Genomic DNA, 12,733 nt, shown 5'->3' on the forward strand with positions numbered 1-12,733 from the left:
TGAAGTCCTGGGCGCACGTCATCGCGTGCGCGCTCGGGACGGGGACCCCGGGGCCGGACCGACCCTCCCCCTATGGGGTCCGCCGGAGTGTCCGGGGAGGGTCAGCGTCGGGCGCCGTCGACAGGAAGTGCGGCGAAGTGGAGGACGGCAGCCTTCGCAGCGCCCGCGACCGCGGGCGAAGCTGCGTGAAAGGCGTACCGGAACATGTCGCAGATCATCGCCGACGGGCGGGGGTACGTCGAATGGTTTTCCCCTGGCGGCCCCCGCGGTCCGGTCCGGGGTGAACTCCGGTGCGCTCAGAGGTTCTTGAGTGCCTCACGCGCCGAGAGGGGCGCCAGGCGTCCGCGTTCCCGCCCGACGAAGTCACGTACCGCGTCCGGATCGGTCTTGGCGTACTCGCGCAGACACCAGCCGATGGCCTTGCGGATGAAGAAGTCGGGGTGGCCCGACTGCCGCAAGCAGTAGGCGAAGAGACGTCCGGTGTCGGTGGCGTCCTTGTACCGGAGTTGGTGGAGGAGCGCGGTGCGGGCCACCCATAGGTCCTCGTCCTCGATCCAGGTGTCCATCTCGGCCGTCAGCTTCGGATCGGCGGCTACCAGACCGCCGACGACGTGCGCGGCGAGCGCGTCGACCGTGTCCCACCAGGAGACGGTGGTGACGAGGTGGCGGGCGACGGGCAGGAAGCCGGAGGAGAGCCGCTTCACGTGGCGGCGCAGGTAGTCGACGGCGAAGTACGCGTACTCGCGTTCGGGCAGCTCCCAGCAGCGCAGCGCGATCGCCGCGCAGTCCGCTTCGTCGGGGCGCGGGGTGCCCGCGAGGACCGTGCGGGACAACTCACGGCGGAGCGGGGACAGCAGACCGAGGAAGGGGGCGATGTTCTTCATGTACGCCTGCGCCTGCACGGCCCGCTCCGGAAAGGCCGCCGTCGGGTACGTCGCCGTGAGCCGCTCCATGACGACGTCCGCCACGTCGCTGCGTGGGGCTGTGACGCTCATGAGACGCACCATACGGCGATCACACACATTTGTCGGTTAGTCTCCCCGGATGTTCGACACCGTCGCCGCCCGCCCGCAGGGCTTCGCCGTGCGCTGCACCAGGGCGCTGCTCTCGCCCTGGTCGCGGCTGTCGCTCCTTGTGGTGATGCTGGCGGCCGCCGGGACGTGCGTACTGCTCTTCGAACCACAGCGGCTCCTGTCCGACGGAGGGCTGCGGCAGCTGGGCGGCGTGGCCGCGATCGTGGTGTTCGCCGTCGCGTACGGCCTGTGCACCACGGCGTTCGTGCCGCGTCCGCTGCTCAATCTGGCGGCGGGAGCCCTGTTCGGGTCGCAGGCGGGGCTCACCGCGGCGCTCGCGGGCACGGTCATCGGCGCCGGTATCGCCTTCGGGCTCGGGCGGATGCTGGGGCAGGACGCGCTGCGCCCGCTGCTCAGGGGGCGCTGGCTGAAGGCGGCCGACGGGCAGCTGAGCAGGCACGGCTTCCGGTCGATGCTGGCGGCGCGGCTGTTTCCCGGCGTGCCCTTCGCGGCCGCCAACTACTGCGCGTCGGTGTCCCGCATGGGGTGGCTGCCGTTCCTCCTCGCGACCGGCCTGGGATCGATCCCCAACACCGCCGCGTACGTCATCGCCGGCGCCCGCGCGTCGACGCCGACGTCCCCTGTCTTCCTCGTCGCCATGGGCTTCATCGCGGTGACGGGTCTCGCGGGCGCGGTGGTGGCGTGGTGCAAGCGCAACCACCTGCGCGGGCGGTAGAACCCCGCGGGGACGAAGCACCGGAGAGGCGCGGGGAACTGCGCCAAGCGCGGCCCTCCGGCAGTCTCGTAACCAAGTGACGCTACGCTGCCCCACGGCAAGGGAGTGATCACCCCTCGCTCCCATACCTCCCGTATCTCCCGGCACATGACCGCACCCGCAGCCCATGATCCGTAGTTGGACGGCGCAGTTTCCATGTCTTGGCTTGAATCCTTCATCCTCGGGCTCGTCCAGGGACTGACCGAGTTCCTCCCGATCTCGTCCAGCGCGCATCTGCGGCTGACCGCGGCGTTCGCGGGCTGGCACGATCCGGGTGCCGCGTTCACCGCGATCACCCAGATCGGCACCGAGGCCGCCGTGCTGATCTACTTCCGCAAGGACATCGCGAGGATCATCTCCGCGTGGTTCGGCTCCCTCTTCGGCAAGGTGCCGCGCTCGGACCACGACGCGCAGATGGGCTGGCTCGTCATCGTCGGCTCGATCCCGATCGGCGTGCTCGGCGTCACGTTCAAGGACCAGATCGAGGGACCGTTCCGCGATCTGCGGCTCATCGCCACGACGCTGATCGTGATGGGCATCGTCCTCGGCATCGCCGACCGGCTCGCGGCCCGCGACGAGAACGGCGGCAAGCACCGCGCCGTCAAGGAGCGCAAGAGCCTGAAGGAACTGGGCGTCCGGGACGGTCTGATCTTCGGCATCTGCCAGGCGATGGCCCTGATCCCGGGCGTCTCCCGCTCCGGCGCCACCATCAGCGGCGGCCTGCTCATGGGCTACACCCGCGAGGCCGCGGCCCGCTACTCCTTCCTGCTCGCCATCCCGGCCGTCCTCGCGTCCGGCGCCTTCGAGCTCAAGGACGCGGGCGAGGGCGGGCATGTGTCCTGGGGCCCGACGATCTTCGCGACGATCATCGCCTTCCTCGTCGGATACGCCGTCATCGCGTGGTTCATGAAGTTCATTACGACCAAGAGCTTCATGCCGTTCGTGTACTACCGGATCGTGCTCGGCATCGTCCTGTTCATCCTGGTGGGCGCGGGCACCCTCAGCCCGCACGCGGGAGAATCGGCGGGCTGACGCCCCGACGTCGGACCAGGCCTCGGCCGGGCGGCGTTGTGACCAATGGCATGCCGAAAGGCGCTCTTCAGGAGGGTTCGTCCGGCTTACGGTGTGGGGATGTCGCCCCTCGCCCGCATCAACGCCTCATACGCGCCGCGCTTCGCCGAGTTCGCCTTCGAGCCCGGTTTCACGGCCGCGGTGGATCAGCACGTCGCGGAGTTGCGGGAGCGGCTCGAGATGGGCGGGGCCGAGCTCGTGCCGCCGGCGCCGGACCCGGAGATCCTGGCCGACTACGCCCTGGGGTTCCTCGACGCGCTGTCCGAGAACGGGTGGCGGGAGCCGGTGGGCCACGACTACGCGGTGTGCCGCCTCACCGCCATCTCCTGGCTGGTGAGGCGGCACGACCTGGTGCCGGAGTCCTCCGGGTCCTGAGGAAACCTGCGGACCGGCGCCCGTCACATGTCGTAGCGCTCGCGCTCCTCCACGGGCTGGTTGGTCATCGCGTCCTGTCGGCCCGCCTGGTACGCGCTGACACTGCCGCGGGCCTTGGCCGTCTCCTGCTCGGCCGTGTTCAGCCAGCGCTCCCAGCGCTGACGCATCGGGGCGATGAGCCCGCCGCCCACACCGACGATCAGGATGCCCGCACCGGCCGCGAGCGCCGCGTAGAGGACGGGCTGGGTGACCGAGGTGGCGATGCCCGCCTGGCCGAGGGCCGCGATCACACCGAGTGCGACGATGCAGGCCCAGACGATCGTGCCGACGGTCTTCCCGTACGACATCGAGGACAGCGCGCTGGTGACGATGTCGCGGACGACGTTGGCCACGGCCATGGCGACGACCATCAGGACGATGGCGACGACGGCGCGCGGGATCCACGAGACGATGCCGTCGAGCATCGTGGAGACCGGGTTGCTGCCGAAGACACCGAAGCCCAGCTGCAGGGTGATCAGGAGCAGGGCGAAGTACACGACCTTGCAGACGATCCCCGTCATGTCGTACTTGGAATTCGCCAACATCCGGGACGCGCCCGCCCGCTCGGCGAGCTTCTCGGAGCCGACCTTGCGCAGGACCCGGTCGAGGATCCTCGCGATCATCTTCGAGACGAACCAGCCGATGGCCAGGACGACCAGGAAGCCGATCAGTTTCGGCACGAACTGGGCCACCTTCGACCAGGCGTCGTTGAGGCCCTGGGTGAAGTCCACGGAGAGACTGACGTACTGGGACATGAGTGGTCCTCCACTCGATGGGCCCCGGGCGCCACGACGGCGTCAGGGCGATGAATCCCCCTCGGCGCGCGGCTCCGGCGCGTCACTTCTCCCTGGATATCAGCAGACGGGGCCGGGGGCGGCACGGTGATGGGCCGTCCGGGTGACAGGCTGTGACGGCCCGGCCGCCGATCTGTGCCGCTGCTCACTTGGAGGATCTGCCCAGTAGCTGACAGTTCCGATTGTCGTAGCTATCCCCTAGGGTTGACGCATGCCCTTAAGCCCTCAGCCCCGTGGTTCCGTACGGTCTGCCGCGGAATTGAACGAGCGGATCCGCGGTCTGTGGATGCGCGCAGGTGGTCGCCTCTCGGCCGAACAGCGCCGTGAGTACGAACAGTTGGTGACGGAGTGGGCAGCCGCCATGCGCGAAGAGGTCGTGGAGGCGGCGTAGGCGGCCCGGTCGACGCCCCGGGCCTCGCGTCAGCCCTTGCCCTGACGCTGCTTCTTCGCGATGCGGCGCTTCTGCCGCCCCGTCAGTTCGCTGCGGTTTCCCTGCCGTTTGTACGCCGCGATGCGCTGCTCGTTCTTCACCGGGCCTCCCAGTTCAGAGTGTTTCTGCTGCTGCGGATGGTCAACTGCCCGGCATCGTAAGGCAGTTGCTCCTGAATAGGACCCTCGGCGACCGCAGATATCCCGCCGTGTTCCCACCCTCATTCCGGCGCGTTCCCGCACGCCTCTTGGCTGAGCATTCCCCGTGCCCAACACTGAGCCGATGACGCAGCGCGTGGAACTCGCCGCCGTGATGGACCGGTTGGCCATCGACTCCCTCATCACCGAGTACGCAGTGACCGTCGACGACGGCGACTGGGACACCTACCAAGGGCTCTTCACCCCGGACGGACGCGCCGACTACAGCTCGGCGGGCGGCATCGACGCGAGCGCCGCCGATGTGGCCGGGTGGCTGGCCGGAACGATGGAGCTCTTCCCGATGCGCCAGCATCTGATCGTCAACAGGAGGCTGCGCTTCGGGACGCTCGACCAGGACATCGGCGACATCGCGGAGGTACAGGCCGACTACGTGAACCCGATGCGCTTCGCATCGGGCGAGGGCGAGGGCGAGGGCGAGGGCAAAGGCGGGGGCGGCACGGATTCCGCGGCCCCGGACTTCATCTGCGGCGGCCGGTACGCCTTCACCACGCTGCGTACGCACGAGGGCTGGCGGCTGCGGCAGGTGACCGTGCGGGAGAAGTGGCGCCAGGTGCAGCAGCGCTCCCGAAGCCACACGCCCGGCTGAGACCCGGCTGACCCGGCTGACCCGGCTGAGCAGGGGCGTGGACGGCGCCCTGTGCTAGATCGTCCGGGGCGCGCACACTGGAGACACGACCGGTGTCGGGGCCGAGGGAGGCGCTGCATGGATCCACTCAGCGACGACCGGGACCGGCGGTGGCCGCGCCTATCGGCCACGTCCGTGACGGGGCTGCTCGCATCGGCCCGATGGCGCGGCGCCCTCGCGGTCGCCGTCGGCGCCTTGCCCGCCCTGGCCTTCCCCGCCCCGTCGCTGTGGTGGTTCGCCTACGTCGCGCTCGTGCCCTGGATCCTGCTCGCACGCTCGGCGGAGACCGGGCGCAGGGCGGCGCTCGACGGCTGGCTCGGCGGCATCGGGTTCATGGTGGCGGTGCATCACTGGCTGCTGCCGAGCCTGCATGTGTTCACCCTCGTCATCGCGGCGCTGCTCGGCCTGCTGTGGGCGCCGTGGGGTTGGCTGGTGCGGCGCCTCCTGGGCGGTCCTGCGGCACCGGGGCGGACGGTGGCCGCGCTCGTCGTCCTGCCGTCCGGCTGGCTGATGGTCGAACTGGTCAGGTCCTGGGAGGGCTTGGGCGGACCGTGGGGGCTGCTCGGCTCCAGTCAGTGGCAGGTCGATCCCGCCCTGCGCCTCGCGTCGGTGGGCGGGGTGTGGCTGGTCAGCGCCTTGATCGTCGTCCTGAACACCGGGGTCGCGATGCTCGTCGTGGCCCTGGCCGCACGCCCGTCCGGGACGCCACACACTCCCCGGGCGTCACGCAAGGCCGCGGCGAGGGCCATCCCCGCCGCCGCCGGAATCGTCGCCGTGGCCGCCGTGACGACATCCGCCTGGGCCTGGGCCCCGCGTCCCGAGCCCGAAGGCCGGATGCGCGTGGCCGTCGTCCAGCCCGGCGTCATCGACGGGGTAGGCGGCGCCGACAAGCGGCTCGCGCGCGAGGAGGCACTGACCCGCGATCTGGCGGGCCAGGACCTGGACCTCGTCGTCTGGGGCGAGAGCAGCGTCGGCCACGACCTCGCGCAACGCCCCGACGTCGCTCGACGCATAGCCGCGCTGTCCCGCGATGTCGGCGCCGACATCCTGGTGAACGTGGACGCGCGCCGCTCCGATCAGCCGGGCATCTTCAAGAGCTCCGTCCTCGTGGGCCCCGAGGGCACCACCGGCGACCGCTACGACAAGATGCGGCTCGTCCCCTTCGGCGAGTACGTCCCCGCCCGCTCGCTCCTGGGCTGGGCGACGTCCGTGGGGAAGGCGGCGGGCGAGGACCGCAGGCGCGGGGAGCGCCCGGTCGTGATGGACGTCGGGAACAACCTCAAGGTCGGCCCGCTCGTGTGCTTCGAATCGGCGTTCCCCGACATGAGCCGTCATCTGACGCGCGAGGGCGCCCAGTTGCTGCTCGCGCAGTCGTCCACCTCGACGTTCCAGTCCAGCTGGGCGCCCGAGCAGCACGCCTCGCTCGGCGCGGTGCGGGCCGCCGAGACCGGCCGCCCCATGGTGCACGCCACGCTCACCGGCGTCTCCGCCGTGTACGGCGCGGACGGCGAGCCGGTCGGTGCCCCGCTCGGCACATCGGCGAGCGCCACGGCGACGTACGACATTCCGCTGGCCACGGGCGTCACGCCGTACGTCAGGCTGGGCGACTGGCCCGTGCACGCGGCCCTCGTCGTGCTCGCGGTGCTGTGCGCGGCAGAGGGTGCGCGCACCCTGCGGGGATCCGCGAGGGGACGCTTCAGGCGGCCTGCTCCTGAGCCGCACGGACCACGCGCTCGCACAGCTCATGGGTCGCCAGCGCATCCCGGGCGCTGAGGACCTTGCCCGCGCGCACGGCGTCGAGGAAGGCGAGCACGACCTGCTCGATGCCGCGCTGCCGGGCCACCGAGACCCAGTCCCCGCGTCGACGCACGCTCGGCTGGCCCTTGTGGTCGATGACCTCGGCCAGGTTGAGCACCTGCCGCTTGGTGTCCTGACCGGAGACCTCCAGGATCTCCTCGGTGGAGCCGCTGAGCCGGTTCATCACACCCAGCGCGGTGAACCCGTCCCCCGCCAGCTGCAGTACGACGTGCTCCATGAGCCCGTCCTGGATGCGGGCGCGCACGCCGACGTGGTCGATCGGCCCGGGGGCGAGGAAGCGCAGGGTGTCCACGACGTGGATGAAGTCGTCCAGGACGAGCGTGCGCACGTCCTCGGGCAGGCCGACGCGGTTCTTCTGCATCAGGATCAGCTCGCGCGGGTGCTCGACGCACTGCGCGTAGCCGGGCGCGAAGCGCCGGTTGAAGCCGACGGCGAGGCTGACCGAACGCTCCTCGGCCAGGTGCACGAGCCGCTCCGAGTCGGCGAGTTCGTAGGCGAGGGGCTTGTCGACATACGTGGCCACGCCCGCTTCGAGCAGCCGGGTCACGATCTCCGGGTGGGCGGAGGTCGAGGCGTGCACAAAGGCGGCGTCGATGCCCTGGGCGAGCAGCGCGTCCAAGTCGGTGTGGCAGCGCTCTTCGGGGATGTGGTGGACGCCCGCAACGCGGGCGAGGGTCGCGGGCGTACGCGTCTGCAGGTGCAGTTCGACCCCCGGCAGGGTGGTGAGCACCGGCAGATAAGCCTTCTGCGCGATGTCACCAAGTCCGATACAGCCGACCTTCACCACTGTCCCTGTCTCCTCTACCGCTGTGCTCCAGCGCCGTGCTCTGGCGCTGGAGCGAGTTCTGTTCCCGCAGCATACGGCTGCTGCGGCGGACGCCAGTCGGCGATGGAGGCGAAGCTCCGCAGGATCAGGTTCGGGCCGAGGCGCGCCGCCGCGGCGATGACGCGGTTGCGTACGGCGATGAGCGGGGCGCTCGTCAGATGGTTCATGCGGGCGGCGCGCGCTGCCTGCCGGACGATCGCCGTCGTACGCGGCACCCGGACCGCGCTGTAGCCGGCGAGCCCCGCGGCCAGGTCGCCTCCGGGGGCCGTGTGATGGGCCAGGACGACGGCGTCCTCGATGGCCTGGTTGCCGCCCTGGGCCAGGGTGGGCGCCATGGCGTGCGCGGCGTCGCCGATGAGGGCGACACGCCCCCGGTGGTAGTGCGCGAGGGGCGTGCTCATGTGGCGCACGTCGTTGCGCAGGATGTCCTCGGGGCGTGCGGCGGCGATGATCTCGGGGATCGGGTCGTGCCAGTCGGCGAAGCGGCGCGTCAGCTCGGCCTTCTCGCCGTCGGTGCCGTGTCCGCCTTCGGGGACGGTCGCGGTGGCGTACGCGTAGATCCTGCCGTCCTTGAGCGGGTGGGTGCCCCAGAGGCCGCCGCGCCCCCAGGTCTCGTGCGGTTCGAAGGGGCGGTCGGGGGCGGGGACGACGAGACGCCAGGCCGTGAATCCGGCGTACGTGGGCTGTGGGTGCGCCGGGAACAGGGCCGACCGTACGGCCGAGTTGATGCCGTCGGCGCCGACCACGAGGTCCGCCTCGATGCGCTCGCCGTCGGCGAGGACGACCGCCCTGCGGTCGGCCGCTCCCGGATCGGTGAGCTCGGCCCGCACTCCGGTGCGCAGGGCGTCGCCGGGCAGTGCGGAGACGAGCAGGTCGACGAGGGTCGCGCGGTGCACCACGACGAGCGCGCCGCCGAACTCCGCCGCGGTCACCGCGGCGCTCGTCCGCACGAGCCAGCGTCCGTTCTGCGCACGCATCCCGCCATCGCCCTCCCAGGCGGCGAGCGCGCGGACCCGGTCACCGAGCCCCAGGACGTCCAGGGCGCGCTGGGAGTTGGGCGCGAGCCCGATGCCGGAGCCCACGGGCTCCAGGGTGGTGGCCCGCTCAAGGACGGTGACCCGCCAGCCCGAGAGGTGCAGGGCGATGGCGGAGGTGAGGCCGCCGATGCCACCACCGATGACGACGGCGTAGGGCCTGCGGCTCCGGTGTCCCTGCGGGCCCGGGTGGGGCTGCTGAGGCTGCGCCATGACTCCTCCTGAAGCTCGGACACTACATCTGTAGTAGACGACGCACCGACCGTACTACACCTGTAGTGATCGGGGGTAGGGTGGAGTTCATGACCGCACGCCGACGCAGCGCGGGGCCGCCTGGTCCGCCCCGCAGCGAACTGATCGCCGACACGGCGCTGACCCTGCTCGCCGAGCGCGGCATGCGAGGGCTGACGCACCGAGCCGTGGACGAGGCCGCGGGGCTCCCGCAGGGCTCGACCTCGAACCACGCGCGCACCCGGCTCGCGCTGCTGGAGGTGGCGGTGAGCAGGCTGGCGGAACGCGAGGCGGGCGTACTCACGCCTGCCGAGCTGCAGAGCGTCGCGACCACCGACACGGTCCGTCGCGAGCCCTTGATCACCTCACTCGCCGGGATCCTGCACCGATACCTGACCGGCGACAGCCGCCACCTGCTGATCTCCCGCTACGAACTGGCCCTGGAGGCAAGCCGCAGACCGGAGCTGCGCGCCTACTACGACGCGGCGGGGGCGCAGTTCAGAGAGTCACTGGTGGGCCTGATGCGGACGCTGGGCTCACCGGACCCCGAGCGTCACGCGCTGTCTCTCGTGGCCTGGACCGAAGGCCTGCTGTTCTCCCACGCGGCAGGCTCGTACCGCACCCCGCCACCGAGCGAGAGCCCCCTGCGCGCCGGGCTCCGCGAGCTCCTGCGGGGAATGCTGGACGAGGCCTAGGGCCTTCTGATGGATCTCCGCGGCGTTGCGCACGCTCTCCCACTGCCTTTAAGGGCGTGGGAGGTACCCCCCTCTCGCCGCATGGCACGAAGGGACAGGTGGCTCCGCCCGGCGCGCTCACCCATGCGGGCCAACTTCCCCCCGTTCCCTCGCCGAATGTGCCCCTCAGACCCCAGAGTTGCGCGAATGCACCGAACCACGACCACCGCCACTCTCCTGGTCTCCGTGGCGGTCACCGCCGTCTCCGGCTGTGTGAGCGTCGAGCGGCAGCCCGCGTCGGGGCCGTCCGCCGCGAGCGCCCCACCCCCGGCGCCCCGCCCCGACGGAAACTCCCGGCCGCGGGTCGTGGAGGCACCGGCCCGCGAGGCGCTCGAGCTCATCGGGCCGCCGCGTTCCCCGGCGCCCCGCACCACCGGCACCGCCCCGACCGTCCCCTCCGCGCCGCCCCGCACCGCAAGCCCCGAGCAGCGCTCCGACCCGCCCCCGCACCGCCACGGTCACCGGCCGGAGGCCGCCGAACTGCCGGTGCTTCCCACCGCCGCGCCCACGAACGCGGACCTCTGCGCCCTCGGCAAGCAGTACGGCGGCTGGCAGCCCGACAGCCCCGCGGCCGTCATCTGCCAGGACGCCTACGGGCGTTGAGCCCGCCGGCCCCGGACTCCACACCTCGGCCCCTGCCTCACTCCACCTCGCTCCCCTCCCCCAACTGCAGCTCCAGCCTCCCGATGGCCGCTCGGATCCCGTCCCCGTACCCGTCGTCCCCCAGCGCCCCGACCACCTCACGCGCCCTCCGAATGTGGTTGCGCGCCGCCTCGGGGCGCCCCAGCTTCGCGTAGTCCGCCGCGAGGTTGAGGTGCAGGGAGGGGTAGAAGCCGCGGACGGCGATCGAGTCGTGGTGCTCGTGCAGGCGCTCGTCCGTGAGCTCGTCCGCCGCCGACAACGCCCGCAGGTCCCAGGCCAGTTCGTCCGACGGGTCCTCCTGCGTGTCCGCCATGTAGTGCGCGAGCGTGCAGCGGTGCAGGGGGTCGCCCTCATCGCCGATCTCCGACCACAGGCCCAGGAAGCGGCCCTGTGCCTCCTCGCGGTCGCCTCCGTGGTGCAGCATGACCGCCTGCCCGATCCGGGTCATCATGGCGTCTTCCGCCGCCTGCTCCTGCTGCTCCGCCACCGGGTCCTCCACACTCGTACGCCCATCGTGCAAATCCCTCTCGACGCTATCCGCACGCACTGACAATCACCGTCAGGCGCGGTCGGCCGCGAGGCGCTCACGCGTACCGCTGGGCCAGGCCGGTGACGGTCCTGGCCAGCTCGGCGCGGAGTTCGGGCGGGCCAAGGACCTCGGCCTCCAGGCCGAGCCTGAGCAGGTCGCTCACGGCGACGGGCAGGGTCTCGACCTCCAGGTCGACGACCCGCCGGCCTGCCGTGTCCGGCGCCTTGGCCCCCTCCACGGCCCGCGTCCCCGCCGCCCCGAACAGCGCGGGCAGCAGCCGGAGCCCCGCGGGCGTGACCTGCACGCGCGCCGTCCCCCGCAGGACGCGCGCGTGAAGGTCACGCGAGGCCGTCTCCCAGTAGGCGGCCAGATCGAACCCGGCGGGCCGCGCGGAGGGCTCGTCCGTGGCCGTCACCTCCAGGAAGCGCGAGACCCGGTAGGTGCGTACGGTGCCTTCGGCGGACGCCACCAGGTACCAGTTGCCCGCCTTGAGCACGAGCCCCAAGGGATGTAGTTCGCGGCGCACTTCGCCGCCCCAGCGCCGGTAGTGCGCCCGCAGCACGCGCTGACGCCACACGGCGTCGGCGACGACGGACAGCAGCGGCGCGCTATCGGCCGCGCGGAACCAGCCCTCCGCGTCCAGGTGGAAGCGCTCCTGGATCCGCCGTGACCGCTCACCGAGCCCGGCGGGCAGCGCCGCGCCCAACTTGAGCTGTGCGGTGACCAGTTCGGCACCCAGGCCGAGATCGGCCGCGGCGGCGGGCATGCCCGCGAGGGCGAGGGAGTCGGCCTCGTCGTCCGTGAGGCCGGTCAGCCGCGTGCGGTAGCCGTCCATGAGCCGGAAGCCACCTGCCGGGCCCCGCTCGGCGTAGACGGGCACACCGGCGGCGGCGAGGGCCTCCGCGTCCCGGTAGACGGTGCGTACCGAGACCTCCAGCTCCTCGGCGAGTTCCGGCGCGGTCATCCGCCCGCGGTTCTGGAGCAACAGGAGCAGGGCGAGAAGCCGGTCGGCGCGCATGGATCAAGTCTGCACCGGTACCTGACAGAAGGTGTCAGGTACGGGCGACAAGCTCTCCTCGGCAGCAGCGACCGCCACGGAACCGCTGAGCCGCACGAAGCACACGACCGCCCGAGAAAGGCATCACATGACCACGCCTCCGCACACCACCGAGGCCGACGAGGCCACCGGCACCTTCACCTTCACCCACTGGGACGAGAAGCCCGTCGCCGGAGCGGACGGCGGCGCCCGCATCGCGCACGCCACCGTCACGAACGACTTCACCGGCGCCATCGAGGCCACCGGCACCTCCTGCGAGTACACGCTCATGTACGCCGACGAGACCACCGGCGCCTTCGTCGGCTACGAGTTCGTCGAAGGCAGCGTCGAGGGGCGCACGGGCTCGTTCGTCCTGGAGCAGCGTGGCTCCTTCGGCGCCGACGGCACCATCACCTGCGCCCTGACCGTGCAACCCGGCTCGGGATCGGGCGAGTTGGCGGGCATCGGCGGCACCGGTGCGTTCACCGCGCGGCAGGGCGAGACCTCCGTGCCGTACACCCTCACGTACGCGATCGGCTGAGC

General features: G+C 71.5%; 14 protein-coding genes. 8 read left to right on the forward strand and 6 right to left on the reverse strand.

Translation table 11 applies throughout. The annotated features are described in order from the left end of the window. Nucleotides 1-296 precede the first annotated feature (296 nt). Nucleotides 297-995, reverse strand: a complete 699-nt coding sequence (locus tag AC5P1C_RS19020; RefSeq protein ID WP_493867040.1) for a DNA alkylation repair protein — start codon at nucleotides 993-995, stop codon at nucleotides 297-299. A gap of 49 nt (nucleotides 996-1,044) precedes the next feature. Here AC5P1C_RS19020 and AC5P1C_RS19025 point away from each other — a divergent pair, with 49 nt between their 5' ends. From AC5P1C_RS19025 to AC5P1C_RS19035, 3 genes are all read left to right on the forward strand, one after another. Continuing rightward, a complete protein-coding gene (locus tag AC5P1C_RS19025; RefSeq protein WP_493867041.1) occupies nucleotides 1,045-1,749 on the forward strand; it encodes a TVP38/TMEM64 family protein in 705 nt (234 codons plus the stop codon). 195 nt (nucleotides 1,750-1,944) lie between these two features. Continuing rightward, entirely contained in the window at nucleotides 1,945-2,820 is an 876-nt protein-coding gene (locus tag AC5P1C_RS19030; RefSeq protein WP_493867042.1) for an undecaprenyl-diphosphate phosphatase, read from the forward strand. Nucleotides 2,821-2,919: 99 nt separating this feature from the next. Beyond that, entirely contained in the window at nucleotides 2,920-3,234 is a 315-nt protein-coding gene (locus tag AC5P1C_RS19035; RefSeq protein WP_493867043.1) for a DUF6401 family natural product biosynthesis protein, read from the forward strand. Between the two features lie 23 nt (nucleotides 3,235-3,257). Here AC5P1C_RS19035 and AC5P1C_RS19040 read toward each other — a convergent pair whose 3' ends face one another. After that, on the reverse strand, nucleotides 3,258-4,028 hold the full coding sequence (locus AC5P1C_RS19040) for a mechanosensitive ion channel family protein (protein WP_493867044.1): 771 nt from the start codon (nucleotides 4,026-4,028) through the stop codon (nucleotides 3,258-3,260). A gap of 751 nt (nucleotides 4,029-4,779) precedes the next feature. Between AC5P1C_RS19040 and AC5P1C_RS19045 the strand changes: the two genes are divergently transcribed. Next, on the forward strand, nucleotides 4,780-5,301 hold the full coding sequence (locus tag AC5P1C_RS19045) for a nuclear transport factor 2 family protein (protein ID WP_493867045.1): 522 nt from the start codon (nucleotides 4,780-4,782) through the stop codon (nucleotides 5,299-5,301). Nucleotides 5,302-5,418: 117 nt separating this feature from the next. Then, nucleotides 5,419-7,113, forward strand: a complete 1,695-nt coding sequence (lnt, locus tag AC5P1C_RS19050) for an apolipoprotein N-acyltransferase (RefSeq protein WP_493867046.1) — start codon at nucleotides 5,419-5,421, stop codon at nucleotides 7,111-7,113. Here the strand turns inward: lnt and AC5P1C_RS19055 are convergent. Further along, complete coding sequence (locus AC5P1C_RS19055) at nucleotides 7,037-7,942, reverse strand: Gfo/Idh/MocA family protein (RefSeq protein WP_493867106.1); 906 nt, start codon at nucleotides 7,940-7,942, stop codon at nucleotides 7,037-7,039. The two genes, lnt and AC5P1C_RS19055, sit on opposite strands and share 77 nt — an antisense overlap. A 17-nt stretch (nucleotides 7,943-7,959) precedes the next feature. Next, nucleotides 7,960-9,231 carry an FAD-dependent monooxygenase gene (locus AC5P1C_RS19060; RefSeq protein ID WP_493867047.1) on the reverse strand — a complete coding sequence of 424 codons (1,272 nt, stop codon included), beginning with the start codon at nucleotides 9,229-9,231 and terminating at the stop codon, nucleotides 7,960-7,962. Nucleotides 9,232-9,320: 89 nt separating this feature from the next. On the opposite strand from AC5P1C_RS19060, the gene AC5P1C_RS19065 reads away from it, so the two are divergent. Together AC5P1C_RS19065 and AC5P1C_RS19070 are read left to right on the forward strand one after the other, a co-directional pair. Next, nucleotides 9,321-9,944 (forward strand): TetR/AcrR family transcriptional regulator, encoded by a 624-nt coding sequence (locus AC5P1C_RS19065; protein ID WP_493867048.1) that lies wholly within the window; start codon nucleotides 9,321-9,323, stop codon nucleotides 9,942-9,944. A gap of 186 nt (nucleotides 9,945-10,130) precedes the next feature. Then, nucleotides 10,131-10,586: a hypothetical protein gene (locus AC5P1C_RS19070; protein ID WP_493867049.1), complete on the forward strand. Its 456-nt coding sequence runs from the start codon at nucleotides 10,131-10,133 to the stop codon at nucleotides 10,584-10,586. Nucleotides 10,587-10,623: 37 nt separating this feature from the next. On the opposite strand, the gene AC5P1C_RS19075 is transcribed toward AC5P1C_RS19070, so the two are convergent. Both AC5P1C_RS19075 and AC5P1C_RS19080 read right to left on the reverse strand, forming a co-directional pair. Beyond that, on the reverse strand, nucleotides 10,624-11,112 hold the full coding sequence (locus AC5P1C_RS19075) for a hypothetical protein (protein ID WP_493867050.1): 489 nt from the start codon (nucleotides 11,110-11,112) through the stop codon (nucleotides 10,624-10,626). Between the two features lie 97 nt (nucleotides 11,113-11,209). Then, complete coding sequence (locus AC5P1C_RS19080; RefSeq protein WP_493867051.1) at nucleotides 11,210-12,172, reverse strand: helix-turn-helix transcriptional regulator; 963 nt, start codon at nucleotides 12,170-12,172, stop codon at nucleotides 11,210-11,212. A gap of 127 nt (nucleotides 12,173-12,299) precedes the next feature. Here AC5P1C_RS19080 and AC5P1C_RS19085 point away from each other — a divergent pair, with 127 nt between their 5' ends. Further along, the gene (locus AC5P1C_RS19085) at nucleotides 12,300-12,731 is read left to right on the forward strand and encodes a DUF3224 domain-containing protein (protein ID WP_493867052.1); all 432 of its coding nucleotides are present in this window, start codon (nucleotides 12,300-12,302) and stop codon (nucleotides 12,729-12,731) included. The last annotated feature ends 2 nt before the right edge of the window (nucleotides 12,732-12,733 follow it).

The organism is Streptomyces sp. A18, assembly GCF_059026065.1.